The sequence below is a fragment of the Alloactinosynnema sp. L-07 genome (assembly GCF_900070365.1).
GTDB lineage: Bacteria > Actinomycetota > Actinomycetes > Mycobacteriales > Pseudonocardiaceae > Actinokineospora.
On sequence record NZ_LN850107.1, the window covers coordinates 471,741 to 495,091 of the forward strand.

General features: G+C 71.3%; 21 protein-coding genes. 15 read left to right on the forward strand and 6 right to left on the reverse strand.

All coding sequences use genetic code 11. The features are described from left to right. The first annotated feature begins 178 nt into the window (after positions 1-178). Entirely contained in the window at positions 179-2,146 is a 1,968-nt protein-coding gene (locus tag BN1701_RS02325) for a TIGR03960 family B12-binding radical SAM protein (RefSeq protein ID WP_054045012.1), read from the forward strand. Here the strand turns inward: BN1701_RS02325 and BN1701_RS02330 are convergent. Continuing rightward, a complete protein-coding gene (locus tag BN1701_RS02330; protein WP_231949461.1) occupies positions 2,143-3,513 on the reverse strand; it encodes a S8 family serine peptidase in 1,371 nt (456 codons plus the stop codon). The two genes, BN1701_RS02325 and BN1701_RS02330, sit on opposite strands and share 4 nt — an antisense overlap. A 236-nt stretch (positions 3,514-3,749) precedes the next feature. On the opposite strand from BN1701_RS02330, the gene BN1701_RS02335 reads away from it, so the two are divergent. The 7 genes from BN1701_RS02335 (at position 3,750) to BN1701_RS35205 (ending at position 11,496) form a co-directional block, all read left to right on the forward strand. Next, positions 3,750-4,505 carry a TIGR03936 family radical SAM-associated protein gene (locus BN1701_RS02335; RefSeq protein WP_054045014.1) on the forward strand — a complete coding sequence of 252 codons (756 nt, stop codon included), beginning with the start codon at positions 3,750-3,752 and terminating at the stop codon, positions 4,503-4,505. 179 nt (positions 4,506-4,684) lie between these two features. Further along, complete coding sequence (locus tag BN1701_RS02340; RefSeq protein WP_054045016.1) at positions 4,685-7,582, forward strand: translation initiation factor IF-2 N-terminal domain-containing protein; 2,898 nt, start codon at positions 4,685-4,687, stop codon at positions 7,580-7,582. A gap of 177 nt (positions 7,583-7,759) precedes the next feature. After that, positions 7,760-8,071: a 50S ribosomal protein L21 gene (gene rplU / locus BN1701_RS02345; RefSeq protein WP_054045018.1), complete on the forward strand. Its 312-nt coding sequence runs from the start codon at positions 7,760-7,762 to the stop codon at positions 8,069-8,071. 14 nt (positions 8,072-8,085) lie between these two features. After that, on the forward strand, positions 8,086-8,349 hold the full coding sequence (gene rpmA, locus BN1701_RS02350; protein ID WP_054045020.1) for a 50S ribosomal protein L27: 264 nt from the start codon (positions 8,086-8,088) through the stop codon (positions 8,347-8,349). 88 nt (positions 8,350-8,437) lie between these two features. After that, entirely contained in the window at positions 8,438-9,886 is a 1,449-nt protein-coding gene (obgE, locus tag BN1701_RS02355; protein ID WP_054045022.1) for a GTPase ObgE, read from the forward strand. Between the two features lie 53 nt (positions 9,887-9,939). Next, positions 9,940-11,055: a glutamate 5-kinase gene (gene proB / locus BN1701_RS02360; protein WP_054055559.1), complete on the forward strand. Its 1,116-nt coding sequence runs from the start codon at positions 9,940-9,942 to the stop codon at positions 11,053-11,055. A gap of 54 nt (positions 11,056-11,109) precedes the next feature. Then, positions 11,110-11,496 (forward strand): hypothetical protein, encoded by a 387-nt coding sequence (locus tag BN1701_RS35205; RefSeq protein WP_157367738.1) that lies wholly within the window; start codon positions 11,110-11,112, stop codon positions 11,494-11,496. 50 nt (positions 11,497-11,546) lie between these two features. Here the strand turns inward: BN1701_RS35205 and BN1701_RS02365 are convergent, their stop codons facing one another. The 5 genes from BN1701_RS02365 to BN1701_RS02385 are packed head-to-tail and all read right to left on the reverse strand — an operon-like array spanning position 11,547 to position 16,570. After that, positions 11,547-12,281: a methyltransferase domain-containing protein gene (locus tag BN1701_RS02365; protein WP_054045024.1), complete on the reverse strand. Its 735-nt coding sequence runs from the start codon at positions 12,279-12,281 to the stop codon at positions 11,547-11,549. A gap of 19 nt (positions 12,282-12,300) precedes the next feature. Next, positions 12,301-14,391, reverse strand: a complete 2,091-nt coding sequence (locus BN1701_RS02370; protein ID WP_054045025.1) for a RecQ family ATP-dependent DNA helicase — start codon at positions 14,389-14,391, stop codon at positions 12,301-12,303. Between the two features lie 52 nt (positions 14,392-14,443). Then, entirely contained in the window at positions 14,444-15,178 is a 735-nt protein-coding gene (locus BN1701_RS02375; RefSeq protein ID WP_054045026.1) for an isocitrate lyase/phosphoenolpyruvate mutase family protein, read from the reverse strand. After that, a complete protein-coding gene (locus BN1701_RS02380; protein WP_054045028.1) occupies positions 15,175-15,843 on the reverse strand; it encodes a hypothetical protein in 669 nt (222 codons plus the stop codon). The genes BN1701_RS02375 and BN1701_RS02380 overlap by 4 nt, the downstream gene beginning before the upstream one ends. A 43-nt stretch (positions 15,844-15,886) precedes the next feature. Next, the gene (locus tag BN1701_RS02385; protein ID WP_054045030.1) at positions 15,887-16,570 is read right to left on the reverse strand and encodes a nitroreductase family protein; all 684 of its coding nucleotides are present in this window, start codon (positions 16,568-16,570) and stop codon (positions 15,887-15,889) included. 251 nt (positions 16,571-16,821) lie between these two features. Between BN1701_RS02385 and nadD the strand changes: the two genes are divergently transcribed. From nadD to BN1701_RS02420, 7 genes are all read left to right on the forward strand, one after another. After that, on the forward strand, positions 16,822-17,412 hold the full coding sequence (nadD, locus tag BN1701_RS02390) for a nicotinate-nucleotide adenylyltransferase (protein WP_082859619.1): 591 nt from the start codon (positions 16,822-16,824) through the stop codon (positions 17,410-17,412). 57 nt (positions 17,413-17,469) lie between these two features. Beyond that, on the forward strand, positions 17,470-17,856 hold the full coding sequence (gene rsfS / locus BN1701_RS02395; RefSeq protein ID WP_054045034.1) for a ribosome silencing factor: 387 nt from the start codon (positions 17,470-17,472) through the stop codon (positions 17,854-17,856). After that, on the forward strand, positions 17,853-18,467 hold the full coding sequence (locus BN1701_RS02400; RefSeq protein ID WP_054045036.1) for a histidine phosphatase family protein: 615 nt from the start codon (positions 17,853-17,855) through the stop codon (positions 18,465-18,467). The genes rsfS and BN1701_RS02400 overlap by 4 nt, the downstream gene beginning before the upstream one ends. Positions 18,468-18,470: 3 nt before the next feature. Beyond that, positions 18,471-19,187 carry a diglucosylglycerate octanoyltransferase gene (gene octT / locus BN1701_RS02405; protein WP_054045039.1) on the forward strand — a complete coding sequence of 239 codons (717 nt, stop codon included), beginning with the start codon at positions 18,471-18,473 and terminating at the stop codon, positions 19,185-19,187. Positions 19,188-19,238: 51 nt separating this feature from the next. Beyond that, positions 19,239-20,087: a DegV family protein gene (locus BN1701_RS02410; RefSeq protein WP_054045041.1), complete on the forward strand. Its 849-nt coding sequence runs from the start codon at positions 19,239-19,241 to the stop codon at positions 20,085-20,087. A 140-nt stretch (positions 20,088-20,227) separates the two neighbouring features. Next, a complete protein-coding gene (locus BN1701_RS02415; protein ID WP_054045043.1) occupies positions 20,228-20,977 on the forward strand; it encodes a ComEA family DNA-binding protein in 750 nt (249 codons plus the stop codon). Between the two features lie 71 nt (positions 20,978-21,048). Beyond that, the gene (locus tag BN1701_RS02420) at positions 21,049-23,334 is read left to right on the forward strand and encodes a DNA internalization-related competence protein ComEC/Rec2 (RefSeq protein ID WP_157368376.1); all 2,286 of its coding nucleotides are present in this window, start codon (positions 21,049-21,051) and stop codon (positions 23,332-23,334) included. Positions 23,335-23,351 lie beyond the last annotated feature (17 nt).

Below are 23,351 nucleotides of genomic sequence, written 5' to 3' on the forward strand. Positions count from 1 at the left end.
ACTCCATCGCGCGTGATGACAAGGTGCTCGCCCTGCTCGATCGCGCTGAAGATGGCCTCGCTGTTGGTTACGAATTCTCGCATCGTCACGTGTCTGGGCACACGTTCCACGTTATCCACGGGCGTGACCGCCCGCTCCGCTCAATCGGGCGAACTCGGACGGGCTACTCTGGTTCGCTGTGAGCGTCAAGTCAGTCTTCCCTCAGCTTGAGCCCCTGCTCCCCAGGGTCTCCAAGCCCGTCCAGTACGTCGGCGGGGAGCTGAACGCGACCGTCAAGGACTGGGACAGCGCCAATGTCCGCTGGGCCCTGATGTACCCCGACGCGTATGAGGTCGGGTTGCCCAACCAGGGCGTCATGATCCTCTACGAGGTGCTCAACGAGCAGCCCGACGTCCTGGCCGAGCGCACCTACGCGGTCTGGCCGGACCTCGAGAAGCTCATGCGCGAGCACGACGTCCCCCAGTTCACCGTCGACGGCCACCGTCCGCTCGGCGCGTTCGATGTGCTCGGGGTCAGTTTCTCCACCGAGCTGGGCTACACGAACATGCTCACCGCGCTCGATCTCGCCAAGATCCCGCTGCACGCCAAGGACCGGACCGAGGAGCACCCCGTCGTGCTCGCGGGCGGGCACGCGTCGTTCAACCCGGAGCCGATCGCGGACTTCATCGACGCCGCCGTGCTGGGCGACGGCGAAGAGGCTGTCCTCGAAATCTCCAACATCGTCCGGCAGTGGAAGGCCGAGGGCCGCCCCGGCGGCCGCGACGAGCTGCTGACCCGCATGGCCGAGACCGGCGGCGTCTACATCCCGCGCTTCTACGACGTCACCTACACCGCCGACGGCGCGCTCGGGCCTGCCGTGCCCAACCGCGACCGCGTCCCCGAGACCGTCGCCAAGCGCACCACCATGGACCTCGACGCGTGGCCCTACCCCAAGCAGCCGCTGGTCCCGCTGGCCGAGAGCGTGCACGAGCGGATGAGCGTCGAGATCTTCCGCGGCTGCACCCGCGGCTGCCGCTTCTGCCAGGCGGGCATGATCACCCGCCCGGTGCGCGAGCGCTCCATCGAGGGCATCGGCGCGATGATCCAGACCGGACTCGCGGCCAGCGGGTTCGAGGAAGTCGGCCTGCTGTCGCTCTCCAGCGCCGACCACTCCGAGATCGGCGAGATCACCAAGCAGCTCGCCGATCGCTACGAGGGCACCAACACCGGCCTGTCGCTGCCCAGCACCCGGGTCGACGCGTTCAACATCGACCTGGCCAACGAGCTGTCGCGCAACGGCCGTCGCTCCGGGCTGACCTTCGCCCCCGAGGGCGGCAGCGAGCGCATCCGGCGCGTCATCAACAAGATGGTGTCCGAAGAGGACCTCATCAAGACCGTCAGCGCCGCGTACGCCAACGGCTGGCGGCAGGTGAAGCTGTACTTCATGTGCGGGCTGCCCACCGAGACCGACGAGGACGTCCTGCAGATCGCCGAGATGGCGAAGAACGTCATCCGCGCGGGCCGGGAAGCCAGTGGCCGCAAGGACATCCGCTGCACGATCTCCATCGGCGGGTTCGTCCCCAAGCCGCACACCCCGTTCCAGTGGGCCGCCCAGTGCGATCCGGACACAGTGGACAGTCGGCTGCGCAAGCTGCGTGAGGCGGTCAACTCCGACCGCGACCGCAGCCTCGGCCGCAACATCGGCATGCGCTACCACGACGGCAAGCCCAGCCTCATCGAAGGCCTGCTCTCCCGCGGCGACCGCCGCGTCGGCCGGGTCATCGAGCGCGTCTGGCGTGAGGGTGGCCGGTTCGACGGCTGGAGCGAGCACTTCTCCTACGAGCGCTGGACTTCCGCCGCCGCGGCCGAGCTGGCGCCGCTGGGGATCGATCTGGCCTGGTTCACCACGCGCGAGCGCGTCGAGGACGAGGTCCTGCCGTGGGACCACCTCGACTCCGGCCTCGACAAGCAGTGGCTGTGGGACGACTGGATGGACGCGCTCGACGCCCGCGAGCAGGACGACTGCCGCTGGACGCCGTGCTTCGACTGCGGCGTGTGCCCGGCCATGGGCACCGACATCGAGATCGGCCCGACCGGCCGCAAGCTGCTGCCGATCAGCCCGGTCGGCATCGGCTCCCCGGTGCGCAACCCCGCGCTGACCAACTAACTGGTGACGGCGGCCAAGGCGTCGACGAGGCCGTGGCCGTAGAAGCTGTTGTAGGGCGCGTACCCGGAGCAGTACGCGTCCTGCCCGCCCGCGTCGTCCAGGTCGTAGTCGCCGGGGCAGGCCACGGCGACGGCCTGCGTGGTCAGCCGCCGGGTCAGTGACTGCGGCGACGCGCCGGGGTGGCGGCCTGCCAGCAGCGCGACGACCCCGGTCACGTGCGGCGCGGCCATCGACGTGCCGCACAAGCGGCCGTAGCCGCCGGGAACGGTCGACAGCACGCACTCGTCGCCCGCGCCGCCGGGGGCGGTCACGTCGATGACGCCGAGGCCGTAGGCGCTGTACCCGGTCTTGAGTTGGTCGGGGCCCACCGCCGACACCGCGACCACCCCGCGCAGACCCGCGGGCAGGACCTTGCAACTCGCGTCCAGGGTCCGGCGCTCGCCGTTCGCGCCGACAGCCTGGCCGCGGGGACGGGCCAGGTCGATGTTCTCGTTCGACGCCGCCGCCACCGACAGCACGCCGCGGCGGGTGGCGTAGTCGACCGCGCGGCGGACGGACTCGGCGACGACGCGTTCGCCGTCGCGGTCACAGGTCTGCAGCCACGGATCGACGAAATAGCTGTGGTTGGCCACCGCGAACTGGTTGGCCGCAGCCCACATCAGCCCGCACACGACGGCCTCGGGGAAGACGAACCCGGCGTCGTCGACCACCTTCACCGACGCCAGCCGCACGCCCGGCGCCACGCCGGTGACACCGTGGCCGTCGTCGGCGGCCGCGATGACGCCCGCGACGTGGGTCCCGTGTGCCGAGGTCGTCGGCCGCCAGGCCGCAGGCGCCGGGTCGGCCTTGCCGGTCAGGCAGCCCGCCGACCGCGCCGGGTCGACCGCGGCGGAAAGTTCCGGATGGGTGGCGTCGATCCCCGAGTCGAGGACACCGACGACGACCGAGTCGCTACCCAGAGTCACCGCGTGCGCCTGGTCGGCGCGGATCATCGCCATGTCCGACTGCTCGGCGGTCCGGTCGGTTCGGGAGCGGTCGGACACCGCGGGGGGCTCGCTGAGCCGCTTGGACTTGCCGACCGCGGCCTTGGCGCTGAACACCCGGTCGCGGCCCATCAGGTTGGGGAAACGGCGGTCGCTGGACAGCACGACACCGACGCCGATCTGGGGGTGGTATGCCACCGTGGTCCCGCACTTGGACGAGGTCTCCGCCGTGGCGTCCACGGCCGGGGTCCAGGGCTCGAAAAGAACGACGAACCGCACGTCAGGGCCATGTTCACCGCAGTTGATGACGCCCGGCTCCAGCGGTACGGCGGCGGCCTGCCCGGCCCAGCCGAGCATGGTCGCGGCTACCGCGACACCAACCACTGTCGCCCTCGATCGGCGCGGCAGAGGCACTGGTTACCTCCGTTACGGCCCTCGGCTGCACAGGCCATTCGATGCGGACGGTAGCCACGACGGGTCCGCGAAACAACCTCGACGCTCGAATTGGCGCTGACGGTACGGTTCCATTCTGCCGGTTGAACCACCACCGGAAGAGAAAGCAGCCACCAGAAGGAGTAGTCCTGAGTCGCCAGGATCAGCCAAACCCCTCGGCCGCGGCGGTGCAGAAGCTGCGCCTGCGCTACGCCAAGCGGGGCAGGCTCCGTTTCACCTCGCACCGCGACGTGGCCCGCCAGTTCGAGCGTGCGCTGCGCCGGGCGGGCGTGCCGATGGCCTACTCCCAGGGGTTCAGCCCGCACCCGAAGATCTCGTGGATCGGCGCGGCGCCCACCGGCGTGGCCAGCGAGGCCGAGTACGTCGAGATCTCCGTGGTCGAGCGGGTCGACCCGGCCAAGCTGGCCGCCGCGCTCGACGCGGCCCTGCCGCCGGGCCTGGACGTGCTGGAGTCGGTCACGGCCGGACCGGGCGGGCTCGCCGAGCGGATGGAGGCCAGCCGCTGGCGGATCGAACTGGTCGGCGTCGCGACCGCGGACCTGCGCGCCGCGGTGACCAGTCTCATGGCCGCCGAGCACGTCGAGGTCGAGCGGCTCACCAAGGACGGGCGCAAGCTGATCGACGCCCGACCTGCGGTTATCGCCCTCGACGTGCTCGATTCCGCCGACGTTGATCGCGACTCGCCAGTAGGTGTGGGTATCGACATGTCAGCCGACACCCCGGCGTATGGGATACTGGTCGCGGTCGTCCGGCAGACAACACCAGCCGTGCGACCCGACGACGTACTGAGCGCGTTGCGCGTCGTCGCCGCCCTGGAACCGCCCGTGCCCGCGAAGGCGACGCGGATGGCCCAGGGACGGCTTGACGATGATGGCGTTCTGTCCGACCCGCTGGCCCTCGACAGGGCGGCGACAGCCGGATAGTCCGCCGGGAGCCGCAGTGCCTCACCGTGGTCGAACGACCTGCCGTCAACCGGCGCCGGTCCACGACCGGTCCGGCCGACGGCTTAAGGCGAGGATTCCCGCCGCTTCGCGCGGTGGAACACAACTAGGCCCCTGAGCGGCCGCGTCTGCAGGGACGCGCCCGGGGGCGGAGGAGCTACATGTCGGATACGTCGAACCCTGCCGGAAGCACCGGCGGGGCTGCCACCACACCTACCCACGCCGCGCTGGCTGATCTGCCCGCCAAGGTCAGGGTGCACGCCCTGGCCAAGCTGCTCGACCTGAGCAGCAAGGACATCATCAGTGCGCTGTCCGACCTGGGCGAGGAGGTCCGCGGCGCGCAGTCCAGCGTCAGCCGCGACGTCGCGCTCAAGGTCGCCGATGCCCTTATCGGCACGCCCGAGGCCGCCGCCTCCACGCCAGAGGCGCCTGAGGTCGCGGTGCCCGAGGTCTCCGTGCCCGAGGTCGAGGCGGAGCCCGAACCCGAGCCGGAGCCCGTCCGGGTGCGGCGAACCCCGCCGACGCCGGTGTTCGCCTCGGCGTCGCCGCTGTTCCTGCCGCCGGAGCCGGTCGCGGCCCCGGTCAAGGCCGCCCCGGTCAAGCCGGTGCACCGCGAGGAGCCCGAGGACCTGGTCGAGGACGAGGTCGAGGAGCCCCAGTCGGCTCAGGAGACCCCGGCCGACGATGACGACGACAGCGGCAGCCGCCGCCGCCGTCGCGGCCGCCGCGGCCGTGGCCGCGGCAAGGGCGCAGCCGAGGACGGCGACACCGAGCCCAAGGCCGACGACGAGTCCACCGAGGCCGAGGAGGCCGAGGCGGAGGAGTCCGACGACGAGCCGTCCGACGCCGCCAGCCGCCGCCGTCGCCGCCGTCGCCGCCGCAAGGGCGGGGACGAGGACGGCGACGCCGCCGCCACCGACGACCCGCCCAACACGGTCGTGCACGTCCGCGAGGCGCGCGACGAGAAGACCGAGGCCGCCGACGCCCGCAACGAGGTGCGCAGCGTGCGCGGCTCGACCCGGCTCGAGGCCAAGCGCCAGCGCCGCCGCGACGGCCGCGAGGCGGGCCGCAGGCGCGCGCCGATCCTCACCGAGTCCGAGTTCCTCGCCCGCCGCGAGGCCGTCGACCGCGCGATGATCGTGCGCGAGAACCCCGACCGCACCCAGATCGCCGTGCTTGAGGACGGCGTGCTCGTCGAGCACTTCGTCACCTCGGCCGGGACCGGGTCGCTCGTCGGCAACGTCTACCTGGGCCGCGTGCAGAACGTGCTGCCCAGCATGGAAGCCGCCTTCGTCGACATCGGCCGCGGTCGCAACGCCGTGCTCTACGCCGGTGAGGTCGACTGGGACGCCGCCGGTCTGGAGGGCAAGGCCCGCAAGATCGAGCAGGCCCTGTCCACCGGCGACAGCGTGCTGGTGCAGGTCACCAAGGACCCGGTCGGGCACAAGGGCGCCCGGCTGACCACGCAGATCTCGCTGCCCGGCCGCTTCCTGGTCTACGTGCCCGGTGGCGGCGCCACGGGCATCTCCCGCAAGCTGCCGGAGAACGAGCGGCGCAGGCTCAAGGACGTCCTCAAGCGGATCGTCCCCGAGGACGCCGGTGTGATCATCCGCACCGCCTCCGAGGGCATCAGCGAGGAGGAACTGGGCCGCGACGTGCGTCGTCTGCAGGCGCAGTGGCAGGTCATCAAGGACAAGTCCGATGGCACCAACGGCGTGAAGAAGTCCGGCGCGCCGTCGCTGCTCTACGAGGAGCCCGACCTGCTGGTCAAGGTCGTGCGCGACCTGTTCACCGAGGACTTCTCCGCGCTGGCCGTCCAGGGCGACACCGCCTGGGAGACCATCGACTCCTACGTCCGCCACGTGGCCCCCGAGCTGCTGGAGCGGGTGCGCAAGCACGTCGGCCTGAAGGACGTGTTCAACGAGCACCGGGTCGACGAGCAGCTGCTCAAGGCGCTCGACCGCAAGGTCTGGCTGCCCTCCGGCGGCTACCTGATCATCGACCGCACCGAGGCGATGACGGTCATCGACGTCAACACGGGCAAGTTCACCGGATCGGGTGGCAACCTCGAGGAGACGGTCACCCGCAACAACCTGGAGTCGGCCGAGGAGATCGTCCGCCAGCTGCGGCTGCGCGACATCGGCGGCATCATCGTGATCGACTTCATCGACATGGTGCTCGAATCCAACCGGGACCTGGTCCTGCGGCGGCTCACCGAGTGCCTCGGTCGCGACCGCACCCGCCACCAGGTCGCCGAGGTCACCTCGCTCGGCCTGGTGCAGATGACCCGCAAGCGGGTCGGCACCGGTCTGCTGGAGGCGTTCAGCACCACCTGTGAGCACTGCAAGGGCCGCGGCGTCGTGGTCGCCGCGGAGCCCGCGACCAAGTCGCCGCCCGCTCCGCAGCAGCAGCCCGCCGCGCCGAAGGAGCACGAGCAGGGCGGCGGCCGCAGGCGCAACCGCGACCGCGGCAAGGAGCAGCCCGCCCCGGCCGAGGAGGCACCGCGCGACGACTTCGCCCGCAGCGCCGTGCAGAACATCGCCAAGGCCACGGTGAAGGTCGCCGAGCACGACGGCCACGAGCACGACGGCCAGGTCGTCGCGGCAGGCAGCGAGGCCGCGCAGTTCGAGAGCGCTCGGCCCGCCGAGTCGACCGACGGACAGTCCGCCGACTCGATCGCGCCCGCCGAAGCCGCGGCCGTCTCCACCCCGGTCGAGGTCGACGACAGCGACCGGTTCGAGGAGTTCGGGACGGAACGGACCGCGCCCGCCAAGCCCGCTCGGTCCGGACGTTCCCGGCGGGCGGCGGGCAGGCCCGCGGGCCCCGCGTCCGACCGGCCTGCCGAGGCCATCGTCGTGGCCCCAGCGCAGCCCGCTGAGGTCGCTGCGGAAGCCCCCAGCGGGCCTGTCGCGCGCCGCGAGACCGACAGCCAGGTGAACGCCATGGCCAACGGTCATTCCGCCGAGCCCACCCCGGTCGCGGCGGCGCCGCGCCGCCGGGCCCGTCGGGCGGCGTCGCGACCAGCGGGGCCGCCGGTCAACCCTGATCAGGAGGGCTGATGGCCGGAATCACGGCACCGTTAGGCCACCCCGGTTTGACCTCGATTCCACCGGCCACGTAACCTGTGACATGGCCCGCCGCTCGGTGGGCTGTGTCGTGCGAAGCCCGCCTCTGGTGATTCTCGAGGACCAGGGCACCCATGACCCCCATCGTCTAGCACTGCAGGAGTCTTCCCGATGTACGCGATCGTCAAGACCGGCGGCAAGCAGTACAAGGTGGCTGTCGGCGACGTCGTCGAGGTCGAGAAGCTCGAGGGCGCGCCGGGCACCGAGCTGAGCCTCGCGGCCGTGCTCGTCGTCGACGGCACCGACGTCACCACCGACTCGGACGCCCTGGCGAAGGTCTCGGTGACCGGCAAGGTCGTCGAGCAGACCAAGGGCCCGAAGATCCGTATCCACAAGTTCAAGAACAAGACCGGCTACCACAAGCGTCAGGGTCACCGTCAGAAGCTGACCCGCGTCGAGGTCACCGGCATCAAGGTTAAGTGAGGACCTGAGCAGCCATGGCACACAAAAAAGGTGCATCCAGCTCGCGTAACGGGCGTGACTCCAACGCTCAGTACCTTGGCGTGAAGCGCTACGGCGGCCAGGTCGTCAAGTCCGGCGAGATCCTGATCCGCCAGCGCGGCACCAAGTTCCACCCCGGTGTGAACGTCGGCCGCGGCAAGGACGACACGCTGTTCGCTCTGGCCGCCGGTGCGGTCCAGTTCGGCGAGAAGCGCGGCCGCAAGACCGTGAACATCGTCCCCGTCGTGACGGCCGCCTAAGTCGTCCCGACCGCAAGACTCCGACGAGGGGTGGGCTGGATCGCATCCGGCTCACCCCTCGTCTTTTGTTCGTTGTTGAGAGGAAATTCTGGTGTCCCGATTCGTTGACCGAGTAGTCATCCACGTCGCTGCGGGCAGCGGCGGCAACGGCTGCTCGTCGGTGCACAAGGAGAAGTTCAAACCTCTCGGCGGCCCGGACGGCGGCAACGGCGGCAACGGCGGCGACGTCGTCCTCGTCGTCGACGGCAACGTCCACACCCTGCTCGACTTCCACTTCCGCCCGCACGCCGACGCGGGCAGCGGCAAGCAAGGCCAGGGCTCCAACCGCGACGGCGCGACCGGCGAGACCGTCGAGTGGAAGGTGCCCGACGGCACCGTCGTGCTCAACCCGGACGGCGAGATCGTCGCCGACCTGACCGGGCACGGCACCCGCTTCGTGGCCGCCCAGGGCGGCCGTGGCGGCCTCGGCAACGCCTCGCTGGCCTCCAAGGCCCGCCGCGCGCCCGGCTTCGCCCTGCTCGGCGAGCCGGGGGAGACCCGCGACCTGGTCCTGGAGCTGCGCTCGGTCGCAGACGCCGGACTGCTCGGCTTCCCGTCGGCGGGCAAGTCGTCGCTGATCTCGGTCATGTCCTCGGCCAAGCCGAAGATCGCCGACTACCCGTTCACCACCCTCGTGCCCAACCTCGGCGTCGTCACCGCGGGGGAGTCGATCTACACGATCGCCGACGTCCCCGGCCTGATCCCCGGCGCCAGCCAGGGCAAGGGCCTCGGCCTGGACTTCCTGCGCCACATCGAGCGCTGCTCGGTGCTCGTCCACGTGATCGACTGCGCCACCTACGAGCCCGACCGAGACCCGCTCTCCGACATCGATGCCCTTGAGCAGGAACTCGCCCTCTACACCCCGGCCCTGGGCGGCAACCTGGCCGACCGTCCCCGCGTGGTCGTGCTCAACAAGATCGACGTGCCGGAGGCCCGCGAACTCGCCGAGCTGGTCCGCCCGGACATCGAGGCCCGCGGCCTGCCGGTGTTCCAGGTGTCGACCGCCTCCCGCGAGGGCCTGCGCGAGCTGAGCTTCGCGCTGGCCAAGGTCATCGAGGAGGACCGCGCCAGCAAGCCCGCCCCCGAGGCGACCCGGGTCGTGCTGCGGCCCACCGCCGTCGACGACGCGGGCTTCACCATCGAGGCCGACCCGGACGAGGAAGGCGGGTTCATCGTGCACGGCGAGCGCCCGGGGCGCTGGGTCCGGCAGACCGACTTCTCCAACACCGAGGCCATCGGCTACCTGGGCGACCGCCTCGCCCGCCTGGGCGTCGAGGAGGCCCTGGCCAAGGCGGGCGCCCGCCCCGGCTGCCCGGTGACCATCGGGACGATCACCTTCGACTGGGAGCCGTCGACCCCGGCGGGCGTCGCGATGATGATGCACGGCCGCGGCAGCGATCCCCGCCTCGACCAGGCCGACCGCATCGGCGCCACTGAGCGCAAGGCGGCCAAGCTCGCCCGGCGAGACGGCTCCGATTCCTCCGAGGACGACGAGTGACCGTCCAGCCGCGGCCTCTCGGTGGCGGCACGAACTCCGCGGCGGGCGGCGCGCTGCGCTCACCCACACGCGACGCGGTCACCTCGGCGCGACTGGTCGTGGTCAAGGTCGGGTCCTCGTCCCTGACGACAGCCGAGGGTGGGCTCGACCCGGCCCGCCTCGACGCGCTCGTCGACGCCGTCGCCGCCCGCCGAGCGGCGGGCAGCCAGGTGGTCCTGGTCTCGTCAGGCGCCATCGCCGCGGGCCTGGCCCCGCTGGGCATCCCGCGCCGCCCACGCGACCTGGCCACCCAACAGGCGTCGGCCAGCGTCGGTCAGCTCGTGCTCGGCCACGCCTACGTCGCGTCGTTCGCCCGATACTCGCTGACCGTCGGCCAGGTCCTGCTCACCGCCGACGACGTCGTCCGCCGATCCCACTACCGCAACGCCCAGCGGACTTTGTCGCGCCTGCTCGCCCTCGGCGTCGTCCCGGTCGTCAACGAGAACGACACGGTGGCCACCGAAGAGATCCGCTTCGGCGACAACGACCGCCTAGCCGCCCTCGTCGCCCACCTCATCGGCGCCGACGCGCTGGTCCTATTGTCCGATGTGGACGCCCTCTACGACGGCGACCCCCGCCGCGGCGCCGCCCGTCGCATCGATGAGGTCACCGGCAAGTCCGATATGGACGGTGTCGACGCGGGCTCGGTCGGTGCCTCCGGCCTCGGAACCGGTGGCATGGCGTCGAAACTCGCCGCCGCCCGCCTCGCCTCAGCCGCGGGCGTGCCTGTACTGCTGGCGTCGTCGGCCCAGGCGCCCCAGGCCCTGACGTCAGCCACGGTGGGTACGGCGTTCGCCTCAGCGGGCCGCCGCTTGTCCGCCCGCCGCTTCTGGCTCGCCTACGCCGCCGAGGCAGCGGGCAGACTCACCCTCGACGACGGCGCGGTCGCCGCCGTCGTCGTCCGCCGCCGCTCCCTGCTGGCCGCGGGCATCACCTCCACAACCGGCGAATTCGACGCAGGCGACGTGGTCGAACTCGCCGATCCCACCGGCAAAGTCGTCGCACGCGGCGTAGTCGGCTTCGACGCCGCCGAACTCCCCAGCCTCATCGGCCGCTCCAGCCACCACCTCCCCGATGACCAACGCCGCGAAGTCGTCCACGCTGACGACCTCGTCCCCCTCCACCACTGACCCGCGCCCGCGTACCTGCGGTCCACCGAGCCGCCCCGCGCACGCCGCCGACCGGTGCCTCGCTGCCCGCCCGCCGAGCCGCTCCGCGCGCGCCCGCCGACCGGTGCCTCGCTGCCCGCCCGCCGAGCCGCTCCGCGCGCGCCCGCCGACCGGTGCCTCGCTGCCCGCCCGCCGAGCCGCTCCGCGCGCGCCCGCCGACCGGTGCCTCGCTGCCCGCCCGCCGAGCCGCTCCGCGCGCGCCCGCCGACCGGTGCCTCGCTGCCCGCCCGCCGAGCCGCTCCGCGCGCGCCCGCCGACCGGTGCCTCGCTGCCCGCCCGCCGAGCCGCTCCGCGCGCGCCCGCCGACCGGTGCCTCGCTGCCCGCCCGCCGAGCCGCTCCGCGCGCGCCCGCCGACCGGCGCCTCGCTGCCCGGCTGGCGAGTCGCCCGCACGTCCCGCTGATCCGCGCCCGCCGAGCCCGATCCTCTCCCAGCCTGCCGCCTGGGTGTTCGCTACGGGCGGGTGCCCACCGCGAACACAAGCGGCCACGCGACCAGGAAACGATCCCGCCTGCCCCGGTCCGCCAGCTCGGCCAGCCACTCGTCGGCCTCCGCCTGGGTGCACGCGTCCGCGGCCACCGCGGCGCGGGCCATGTTTCCCAGTGACGTCAGCATCTCCGCGTGGTCGGTCAGGACCTCCGTGTGGATCCGCACCGTCACGTCGTCGAAGCCCCCGTCGAGCAGCAGCGCCCGGTACCGCCGTCCCGCGCTGGCCGGGTATGTCTCCGCCTCCCGGATGATGCGCTCGGACTGCGGGAGATCGCTGTCGACCACCGCCATACCGTGGTCGTGGCCCACGAGCACCGCACGGCTGCCTGACGCCAGCACCCGGTGTGCTTCCCGGACGGCCGCCGCCGCGTCGGCCAGGTAGTGCAGCACCCGGACCGCTCGATACCCCTGCGCGGTGCCGTCCGCCAACGGCAGGGCGTCGGCGGTGGTCTGGTGGAAGTCGTGCCCGGGCAACCGTTTCCGGGCGAGTGTCAGCGCGTCCTGGGCCACATCCACCCCGACCACCTGGTATCCGAGTTCAGCCAGTTCCGCCGCGGCGTGTCCGGCGCCGCAGCCGACGTCCACGATCGTGGCTCCGGGTGGGGCGTCGAGCAGGGCGTACGACCGCTGCCGAGTCTCGCGCATGCCGGTGCGCGCTTCGAGGCGGTCGTAGTACGCGGCGAGTTCGGTGATCGTCACGGCTCCACCATGGCACCGCTCAACTCGTCGTCGCCAGTGCGAAGGGCATCACCCCTTCCGCGCCCGCGTCGCGCAGCATCGCCGCCGCGACCGTCATGGTCCAGCCCGTGTCGACCCGATCGTCGATCACCAGGACTGGACCCTCCACTTCGGACACTCGGGCGGCCAGGTCGTCCGGCACCCGGACCGAACCCCACAGCTGCGCCAGCCGATGCGCGCTGTTGGCTCGCGGCGCGCGTTCGCCGGTCCGCACCTCGCCAAGGAGCGGAAGGCGTCCGATGGCGGCGATGCGGGACCCGAAGCTCGACACCAGTTGCGGCCTGCTGCCCGACGCGATCGTCACGACGCCCACCGGCCGCCGCTCCCAGTCCCAGGCCGAGAGCACCTTCACACAGGCGTCGAACACGTCGTCCGGGATCGGGGCGTCCGGGGCGGCGAACACCTCGCGCAAGCGGTTGCCCCAGCCGATGTCGGTGAGCCTGCCCAGGGCTCGGCCGGTCTCCGAGACCTGGCCCGGCTTGATCTTCCCAGAGAGCTTCACCCCTAAGGTGGACATCCCGGTGGGCCATTGCTTCTTCGGCGGCAAGTCGACTCCCGGCCTGCGCAGCCGCTCCCGGGCCGCCTCGACGCCCGCCCCCGACACCGCGTCGCTCCACCGCTCGCCTGTGCAGTTGTCGCACCGGCCACAGGCCGCCGCGTGCGGGTCGTCCAGCTGGCGCAGGAGGAACTCCATCCGGCAGCCCTCGGTCTCTTGGTATGCCTCGATGGCGCGCTGTTCGGAGTCGCGGGCCGTGGCGATCCGCTCGTAGCGTTCGGCGTCGTACTCCCACGGCTGTCCAGTGGACTCCCACCCGCCGCGCACCCGCCGAACCGCGCCGTCGACGTCGAGGACCTTGAGCACCATCTCCAGCCTGCCCCTGGCCAGGTCGACCAGCGGTTCGAGCCGCTGGGTCGACAGAGCCTGGCCCGCCGAGTCGAGCGCCGCCAACACCTCGCGCACGACGCGTTCGGCCGGGAACGCCAGCGAGGCGAAGTACGACCAGATGTCGCGGTCCTCGCGGCCCGGCAGCAGCACCACGTCGGCCCGGTTGACGCCACGCCCCGCGCGGCCGATCTGCTGATAGTACGAGATCGGCGACTGCGGCGCCCCGACGTGAACGACGAAACCCAGGTCGGGCTTGTCGAACCCCATGCCCAGCGCTGACGTCGCGACCAGCGCCTTCACTCGATTGTTGAGCAGGTCTTCCTCGGCTTGCAGCCGGTCGGCCTGCTCCGTCTTGCCGGTGTACGCCGCCACCTCGAACCCGCGGTCGCGCAGGAACGCGGCGAGTTCCTCCGCGGCGGCGACGGTCAAGGTGTAGATGATCCCGGAGCCGGTGAACCGGTCGAGGTTCTCCGCGATCCACGCCAGCCGGGCCTGGGCTGTCGGCAGCCGCAGCACACCCAACCGCAGGCTCTCCCGGTCGAGGGCGCCGCGCAGCACCATCGACTCGTCGGACAGCCCGAGTTGCTGTGCCACGTCCCGCACGACGCGGTCGTTGGCCGTCGCCGTCGTCGCGAGCACCGGGACGCCTTCGGGCAACTCGGCGATGAGCGTGCGCAAACGCCGGTAGTCGGGTCGGAAGTCGTGTCCCCAGTCCGAGATGCAGTGCGCCTCGTCGACCACCAGCAGCCCCGCCGAGGCGGTGAGCTTCGGGAGCACGGTGTCGCGGAAGTCCGGGTTGTTGAGCCGTTCCGGGCTCACCAGCAGCACATCCACCGTGCCGTCGGCCACGGCCTCATGGACCTCGTCCCACTCCTGCAGGTTGGCCGAGTTGATCGTCGCCGCGTGCACGCCCGCCCTGGCCGCCGCGTCGACCTGGTTGCGCATCAGCGCCAGCAGCGGCGAGACGATCACCGTCGGCCCTTCGCCCAGCTCACGCAGCAGCGCGGTCGCGACGAAGTACACCGCCGACTTGCCCCACCCGGTTCTCTGCACGACCAGCGCCCGGCCGCGGTCGGCGACCAAGCCGCGGATCGCGGTCCACTGGTCGTCGCGCAGTCTGGCTTCCGGTCCCGCGAGTGCGCGCAGGCGCTCTTCGGCCGTAGTTCGCAGTGCTTGTTCGTCCACACTGTCTTGCTTACCCCATTGGCCCGTCTGGAGCACAAAGTTGTCCACAGGCTCAGCGGGTGAGTTTGGCCTGCAGGTCGTCGTAGTCGATCGCCGTGGCGGTCGGCGGTAGGCCGTCACGCGCGCGTTCGGCCACCGTGAGCGCGGTGCGCAGCGCGTGTCGGTAGAGGGCTGATCCCGTGCTCACCCGAGCCACCCCCGCGGGGATGACGGGCTGCCACAGGATGTTCAGCGGAAGGCGAACGGCGTCGACCACCAAGGCGATGTCGTCGGCGTCGGCGAGCCTGGGCACGAACACCCCGGACGCCCCCGCGTCCCGATACGCGGTCAACCGGCGCACTGTCTCATCAACGCCGCCATTGCCAAGCCAGTACGTGTCAGTCCGCGCGTTGATGAACAGATCTGGAGCCGCGGCCGCGACCGCCTCGATGATCGACGCGTGTTCGGCGGCCGTGCGGTGTCCGTCCTCGAGATTGACCCCCGCGACGCCCAGATCGGCCAGTTCCACGGCCAGTGCGGCCACCTCAGCCGGGTTGTCCGAGTACCCGCCCTCAAGGTCGACGGTCAGCGGGACCGGCAGCCTGCCCGCGAGGGCGCGGACGAGGGCCATGGTCGGCTCCAGCGCGTCGTTCGCGCCATCGGCGACCCCGGCCGCGGCGCTCACCCCGAGACTGGTCGTGGCGACCGCCGGGAAACCCGCGTCGGCCAGCAGGAGCGCGGAGGCGACGTCCCAGGCGTTGGGGAGCACGAACGGAGTCGGGCCGTGATGCAGTTCGGCGAAGGTCATCGGGTCACCATCAGTCGGATCGGCAGGCGGAGATTGGGACGGGCCTCGTAGTGCACTGGACCTGCTAGCCGCACGCCGGTTAACGCGTCCAGCACGCCCCGTGTCAGCGCTATCGCCAGTTCGGCCCCAGGGCATGCGTGGCGCCCGGCACCGAACGCCCCCACGTCCGCCAGCGATACCCAGTTCCCATTGCGCTGTGTCGAGCGGACCGGCAGGTCCAGAACGCCCTTGTCGATGTCGCCCGCGACTATCGATGCGGCGATGAGCGCGGCGGTCGCGTCCCGCGCTTGGAACAGGACACTGGCGGCCGGGAGCCCGCCGACGAGCGCCGACAGAGCCTGGGCGGGGTCATCGCCGCGCGTCGCGCACAGGTCGTCGGTCAACCGGACCGCCAGGTCCAGGTCCGCAACCCCCAAGGCCGCCGCCAGCACAGCGACCGGAACGGCCGTCGCGATAGGCATGACGTCGAACGTCGGGCCGCCCACCATCGCGGCGGCTCGCTGGGCAGCCGCGGCCCGTAGACCATCGACGGGTGGCAGCACGGCTTCGACCTGGGCGCGGCGACCGGCGTGCTCGGGCCCATCGGTGAACCGCGCCATCCGGCCGACCAGGCCCGAGGGACCAGCGACGCTCTCGGTGTCCAGGATCGTCAAGGTGTCTCGCATACCCCGACGCTAAGGGTGAATCCGTTCGGTCGGCGCCGAACAGTCAGACCCGGACGATCACCTGATCGAGGTCCTTGCGCACCAAGTCGGGGACCATCGCGTCCGCCGCCGGGTACCCCACCGGGATGACCGCGAACGCCTTCTCGTTGCGCGGCCTGCCCAACACGTCCGACAAGAACCGCATCGGACTCGGGGTGTGCGTCAACGCGGCGAGCCCGGCCAGGTGCAGCGCGGTGAGCAGCATGCCGACCGCGATCCCGACCGACTCATCGACGTAGTAGTGCTTGTGGTGCTCTTCGCCGTCCAGATAGAACCGCTGCTCGAACACCACGATCAAGTAAGGCGCGTCAGTCAGGTGCGGTTTGTGCATATCGGTGCCCAGAGGGCGCAACGCCGACAGCCACTGGTCGCCCAGCCTGCCCTCGTAGGAGACGCGCTCTTCGTCTTCGGCCGCCTCCCGAATTCGCGCGCGAACCTCGGGATCGGTGACCAGGACGAAGGTCCAAGGCTGCTGATGAGCGCCGGACGGGGCGGTCGCGGCCACCGCGATCGCGTCGACCACGACCTGTTCGGGGACAGGATCGGAGGAGAACGCCCGCACGGTTCGCCGCTGGTCCATCTTCTCCCGCAGCGCGGCGGCGGTGCGAAGTGAATCGTCGGCACTGACCCGCACCGGCCGGTAGGGGACCGGGTGGTACGGCTGATCGTGTATCGGAGCCCAAGCCATGGCCCGAGTCTCGCCGACACCCAGTGCTCCAGGTCATACCTGATATCCATCTATTCCGCGTCATGACCCGATCGGCACAGCGTCCCCCCTCCGCACGGCCGCCGTAGGGGAGCGGGTCGTGCCCGGTTGGGTAACCCCCCCATACCTGCCGGTCCCCGCAGGAGTGTGTGGGCGGTGTCCCCCCATCCCCCCAGGGAGACGCCGCCCACACATCCACCCCCTACCGGCACCCCCACGTACCCTGATCAGCTATGTCACGTCGTATCGGGATCATGGGCGGCACATTCGACCCGGTCCACCACGGACACCTGGTCGCCGCCAGCGAGGTGCAGTCGCGGTTCGCGCTCGACGAAGTGATCTTCGTCCCAACCGGGCAGCCTTGGCAGAAGAGCGAACGCGAGGTCAGCGCCGCCGAGGACCGCTACCTGATGACGGTCGTGGCCACGGCGTCCAATCCCAGGTTCTCGGTCAGCCGGGTCGACATCGATCGCCAAGGCGCCACGTTCACCGTCGACACCCTGCGTGACCTGCGCGCGAGGTACCCGCGGGACGAGTTGTTCTTCATCACCGGCGCCGACGCGATGCAGCAGATCCTGTCCTGGCGGCAGGCCGACGAGCTGTTCAAACTTGCCCACTTCGTCGGCGTCACCCGACCGGGCTACCACCTCGCGGACACTCACCTGCCAGAAGGCTCGGTGAGCCTCATCGAGGTGCCCGCGATGGCCATCTCGTCGACCGACTGCCGCGTGCGTGTGGCCGCGGGCGAGCCGGTCTGGTACCTCGTTCCCGACGGTGTCGTGCAGTACATCTCGAAACGCAGGCTCTATGTGGCGGAAGGCTGACCGGACACCCAGGTACCCTCGACGGGTTGCATTAGGTGTTCGACCCTGAGGAGAGACGTGGCAGCCACGCCGAGCGCACGCGAATTGGCACTGGTCGCGGCCAGCGCGGCCGCGGACAAGAAGGCCAGTGACGTGATCGTGCTGGACGTCTCCGCCCAACTGGTGATCACCGACTGCTTCGTGATCGCCTCGGCGGCCAACGAGCGGCAGGTCGGCGCGATCGTGGAGAACGTCGAAGAGAAGATGCGCGAGGCGGGCACCAAGCCGGTCCGCCGCGAAGGCGCCCGGGAGGGCCGCTGGGTGCTGCTCGACTTCGTCGACGTCGTCGTGCACATCCAGCACACCGAGGAGCGCGTGTTCTACGGTCTCGAGCGGCTGTGGAAGGACTGCCCCCGGATCGAGTTCGACGCGGCCCCACCGGTCAACGAGGACGTCGTCACGTGAGTCTGCGGACTCTCGTGCTGTGGCGGCACGGAGAGACCGACTACAACGCGTCAGGCCGGATGCAGGGACACCTCGACTCGTACCTGACCGACGTGGGGTGGAACCAGGCGCGGTTCGCCGTCCCCGCGCTGGCCCGGTTCTCCCCGGACTTGATCGTCGCCTCCGACCTGCGTCGCGCGACCGACACCGCGACGGTGTTCAGCGAGGCAATGGGCGTCCCTCTGCGCATCGATAAGCGTCTGCGTGAGACGAACCTGGGGGCATGGCAGGGCAAGACGAGCGCCGAGGTCGACGAAGGCTGGCCGGGTATGCGCGCCCAGTGGCAGGTCGACGCGACACTCGCCCCACCCGCGGGGGAGACCCGGGTCGAAGTGGCCGCGCGGGCGGCCGAGGTGGTCGCCGACCTCGACACCGGCACCGAGGAGACCGCCGTCCTCTGTGCTCACGGCGGGTTGATCACCGCGCTCACCGGCAGACTGTTAGACCTGCCAGTGACGAACTGGTCGCAGCTCGGAGGAATCTCCAACTGCCACTGGACGGTGCTGGCACGCCGTCAGTCCAGTGGTCTCAACTGGCGCCTGATCGCCTATAACGCGGGCATCACCGGTTAACCCATGCCCACCGTGTTGATGTTCGGCGACTCGCTGTGCTTCCACGGACCGGACGGTCCGCATCCGGCCGACGACCCACGGCTGTGGCCGAACATCGCCGCCGAGGTGGTCGGCGGGCACACCGAATTGTTCGCCGGGTTCGGCTGGACCGCCCGCGACGCCTATTGGTCCCTGACCGGTGACCCTCGGGTGTGGACGCAGCTGCCGCACGCCGACGTCCTCGTGCTCGGGGTCGGCGGGATGGACACGCTGCCGTCGCCCCTGCCCACCTATCTGCGCCAAGGCATCCGCTACCTGCGACCGGACAGTCTCAGGCGGCACGTGCGCAAGGGTTACCTCGCGGCGCAACCCTGGCTGGCCCGGCTCACCCAGGGCAGGCCGGTGGCGCTGCCCGCGGCGCTGACGGTCAGGTATCTGGACGCGACCGTAGTGGCCATCCGCGCTTTGCGTCCGGACATCCCGGTGATCGCGACCCTGCCCGCTGTGCACCGGTCGCGCGCCTACGGGCTTGTGCACACCGCGCGCGCGGGGGCGGAACGGGCCATTCGGGACTGGGCCGCGCGGTCCGAGGTCACCCTGCTCGACCTGCGGGAGGTCGTGGAGCGGCACGTGCTCGACGGGCACGGCAACCCCGACGGGATCCACTGGGGATGGGACGGGCACGACGACGCGGGCAAGGCGTTGGGCGCGCTCATCAAGTCGCTGAAAGTCGAGTCCTGACTCCGGCGTGGTCGTAGGTTCGCGGCGTTCGTCCGGATAGGCTCCGGTGTCGTGCCGTTCGCCGTAGTCACCGACTCGACCGCGTATCTGCCGGAGGGCTTCGCCGACCGGCACGCGGTCCGGATCGTGCCGCTGTTCGTGCATATCGACGACCGCGAGGGCCGCGACGGAATCGACATCGGGCCCGCTGAACTCGCCGTGGCGCTCAAAGAACGGCGCACTGTCACCACCTCGCGGCCCAGCCCGGCGGAGTTCGCGGCGATCTATCGCGAGCTGTTGGCCGAGGGCGCCTCTGGCGTGCTGTCGGTCCACCTTTCGAGCGAACTCTCCGGGACGTGGGAGTCCGCCCGACTCGCCGCCGAGGAGGTCGGACCGGACCGGGTGCGGGTGGTCGACTCCCGAACCACGGCGATGGGGCTCGGGTTCGCCGCCCTGCGCGCGGCGGCGGTCGCGGCCGAGGGCGGCGACGGGGCGCAGGTCGAGGCCGCGGCCGTCGAGGCCGCGGGGGCGACGAAGAGCTTCCTGATCGTGGAGACGCTGGAGTATCTGCGTCGAGGCGGGCGGATCGGGGCCGCCGCGGCACTGTTGGGGACGGCGCTGGCGGTCAAGCCGATCTTGCACGTCGTCGACGGTCAGATCGTGCCGTTGGAGAAGGTCCGCACGACGAGCCGGGCGCTTTCGCGGCTGGTCGACCTCGCTGTCGAGGCGGCGGGGGACCAGCCGGTGGAACTGGCGGTGCACCACCTCGCGGCGCCGGACCGAGCCGCGGAACTGGCCAACCGGCTCGATGAGCGGATCCCTAGGTCGTCCGGGTGTGTCGTGTCGGAGCTGGGCGCGGTGATCGGTGCGCACACGGGTCCGGGCGTGCTCAGTGTCGTGGTGTGTCCGGGCAAGCTGTAAACCTTCGAGAATCCCACATCTCCCCGACATTTCCAGCGTTTCCCGGCCACTGTGGATGAATCTGTCCACATAGCCCGAATTGATCCACAGATCGCGCGGACGCCTCGCCACCGCCGGTCATGCTGCCTAGCGTCGAAGCCATGACAACCACACGCGCAGCACAGATCGACGACGCTCTCGCCCGACTCGCGTCGGCCACGAAACGCCCGTGGGACAGCGAAGACGCGCCCAAGCACCGCCTGGACACGCCGCCGTCCGAACGAAACTTCCTCCATCGCTGGATCAGATCCGGCGACGACCAGGAGGCCGCACCGGGGTGGCGACGCCGGATCCTGGACCGGCCCGCGCTCCTCGTCGCCGCGGTGCTCGTCGCCGGGCTGGTCGCGGTCTGGCTCCTGACCGCGGGCAGGCCCCCGGTACCCGAGATCCCGCCGGACATCCCGGTAGCCGCCACGACCCAACGCTCCGCTGCGGCTCCCGGGGTCGTGGTGGAGGTGGTGGGGAAGGTGGCCGCGCCGGGACTGTTCACCTTGCCCGAGGGTGCTCGGGTGGCCGACGCCCTGCGCGCGGGCGGCGGCGCGCTCCCCGGAACGGACTTGTCGACGCTGAACCTGGCCCGCCGGGTGGCCGACGGTGAACAGATCCACGTCGGCGTTCCGATACCTGCCGCAGCGGTCGCCCAGACCGCTCTGCCGGGCCCGATGGACCTGAACACGGCCTCGTTGATCCAACTCGACACGCTGCCGGGCGTGGGATCCGTTACCGCGCAACGGATCGTCGAGTGGCGGTCGAAACACGGCCGGTTCACCAAGATCGACCAGTTGAGGGAGGTGGAAGGTATTGGCCAATCGAGATTCGAGACCCTGCGTGAGCTGGTGACCGTCAGATAGCCCGCTGCCCGACGATCACCGTGCACGCGGCCACGTTCACCCACTCGTTCGCCAGGCACGATTGGAGGTTGATAACCGGAGCTCTTGTCCTCTGGCTGGCCGCGCTCCTGGGCCTGCTCGTCCACTGGGGACTGACAGTCGCGATCGGTGCCGCCGCGGTCGGTATCGCGCTCGTGACGCTGGTCCGGGACGGGCCCGCCCGAAGGCCGCCGGGAGCGCGGGTGGCCTGGCCGGTGCTGGTCTGCGGCCTGTTGGCGCTCTGGCCGGTCGCACCCCGGATCCACGACGCGGCCACCGACCCGCTGCGGGAAGCCGCCGCCCGCGGCGAGGTTGTGGAACTGCGAGCGGAGATCCGGGAGCGGCCGAGGCCGGTGCGTACCGCCGGATTCGGTGCCATGCCCGCCGGGGTCGGCTCGGTGGTCGTCCCCGCCACCGTCGGCGACGGGTCCGCCGTGCTGTTGATCGCACCGGTCGATCAGTGGTCACGGCTGCTGCCCGGGCAGTCCGTCACGATGCGAGGGAAGCTCGCGCCCGCGACGTCGGATGAGCTGATCGTCGCCGTCGTCCGGGTCCGGGACCCGCCACTGGACGTCGGTCCGGCGCCGGTCTGGGAGTCGGTCGCCGACTCGCTGCGGAAAGGGCTTCGACGGGCGTCGGGTGTCCTGGACCCGGAGCCCGCCGGGCTCCTGCCCGCGGTGGTCGTCGGCGACAAGGACGCCCTGTCGCCGACGGTGGTGGACGAGTTCCGGGTAGCGGGCCTGTCGCACTTGCTGGCGGTGAGCGGGGCGAACCTCGCCGTGGTGTGCGTGGCGATCTTGATGCTGCTGCGGGCACTGCGAGTGGGTCCGCGCGGGGCGGCGGCCGGTGCGCTCGCCGGGCTGGTCGGATTCGTGGTGCTGGCCGGTCCGGAACCCAGCGTCCTGCGCGCCGGGGTGATGGGCGCGGTCGGGCTGGTCGCGCTGGCGGTCGGTCGGGAGCGGTCGGCGTTACCCGCGCTCGGTACGGCGGTGGTCGTCCTGGTGGCGGTCGACCCAGGGATGGCCACGGCGCTCGGGTTCGTCCTGTCGGTGCTGGCGACCGGTGCTCTGGTGCTCCTGGCTCCGCGGTGGGCGGACGCGCTTGCCCGGCGCGGGGTGCCCAGGGGCGTGGCCGAGGCACTGGCAGTGCCCGCCGCGGCGCACTTGGTCACGGCGCCGGTCGTGGCGGGTGTGCACGGACAGGTGAGCCTGGTCGCGGTCCTGGCGAACCTGGTCGCCGCGCCGGTGGTCGCACCGGCCACGGTCCTGGGTGTGTTGGCGGCGGTCGTGATGCCGGTCTGGCCGTGGTTGGCCGAGCTGCTGGTCCGGCTGGCCGGTCCGGAGCTGAGCTGGGTGATCGCGGTGGGCCGTCACGCCGCGGACGTCCCAGGCGCGGCCATCGGTTGGCCCAGCGGGTGGTGGGGTGGGCTCCTGCTGGCGGTCGCGGTGATCGGGGCGACGTTGGCCTGGAGGTTCCGGCGCGGTCGGGCGGCGGTCGCGCTGGCGCTGGTCGCGGTGCTGGTCGTGGTGATCCCGGTCCGGGTCCTGGCACCGGGCTGGCCGCCGCCCGGGTGGGCAGCCGTGGCCTGCGATGTCGGACAGGGCGACGCCACCGTCCTGGCGACAGCGGAGCCCGGGCGTGCCGTGCTGGTCGACACCGGGCCCGAGTCCGGTCCGGTGGACGACTGCCTCGACCGGCTTGGGGTGGACCGGATCCCGGTGGTGATCCTGAGCCACCTCCACGCCGACCACGTCGGTGGTCTTGCCGGTGTCCTCGCGGGCCGCTCGGTCGGTGCCGTGGCGGTCGGCGCGGGGCGGGCACCGGAATGGGCCTGGCGACAGGTCCGCAAGGAGGCCGCCGGGGTCGGGGTCCCGCTGACCGAGTTGAGCGTGGGCACCCGCTTGAGCTGGCCCGGCCTGGACATCGAAGTCTTGGCCGCCAACGGAAAGGAGGTAACTGACGACGACAGCGGAACCGCGATCAACAACACCTCGCTAGTGCTGCGCGCTTCGACCAGCGCGGGGCGGGTGCTGCTGACCGGCGACATCGAACTGGCGGCCCAGGCCGATCTGCTCGCGTCCGGTGTGGACGTCTCGGCGGACGTGGTGAAGGTGCCACACCACGGCTCGCGGACCACGTCCCCAGAGTTTCTGGACGCGGTGGGAGCCCGGATCGCGCTGGTGAGTGTGGGTGCGAGGAACCGCTATGGCCACCCGAGCCCACGGACGATGACTACGTTGCGGGACAACGGAACCCAGGTGGTCCGCACCGACACCGACGGCGACAGCGCGGTCCTGCCCGGCCCGACGGCTCGCTCACGAGGTTCGCCATCGGATTGAGGGCGAGGCTTGCCGGC

Excerpts from the sequence above, each read along its gene's own strand:
- BN1701_RS02340 (WP_054045016.1), top strand. The coding sequence starts at position 4,685 with ATGTCGGATACGTCGAACCCTGCCGGAAGCACCGGCGGGGCTGCCACC.
- rplU (WP_054045018.1), top strand. The coding sequence starts at position 7,760 with ATGTACGCGATCGTCAAGACCGGCGGCAAGCAGTACAAGGTGGCTGTC.
- rpmA (WP_054045020.1), top strand. The coding sequence starts at position 8,086 with ATGGCACACAAAAAAGGTGCATCCAGCTCGCGTAACGGGCGTGACTCC.
- BN1701_RS02375 (WP_054045026.1), bottom strand. The coding sequence starts at position 15,178 with ATGACCTTCGCCGAACTGCATCACGGCCCGACTCCGTTCGTGCTCCCC.
- BN1701_RS02380 (WP_054045028.1), bottom strand. The coding sequence starts at position 15,843 with ATGCGAGACACCTTGACGATCCTGGACACCGAGAGCGTCGCTGGTCCC.
- BN1701_RS02385 (WP_054045030.1), bottom strand. The coding sequence starts at position 16,570 with ATGGCTTGGGCTCCGATACACGATCAGCCGTACCACCCGGTCCCCTAC.
- nadD (WP_082859619.1), top strand. The coding sequence starts at position 16,822 with ATGTCACGTCGTATCGGGATCATGGGCGGCACATTCGACCCGGTCCAC.
- octT (WP_054045039.1), top strand. The coding sequence starts at position 18,471 with ATGCCCACCGTGTTGATGTTCGGCGACTCGCTGTGCTTCCACGGACCG.
- BN1701_RS02415 (WP_054045043.1), top strand. The coding sequence starts at position 20,228 with ATGACAACCACACGCGCAGCACAGATCGACGACGCTCTCGCCCGACTC.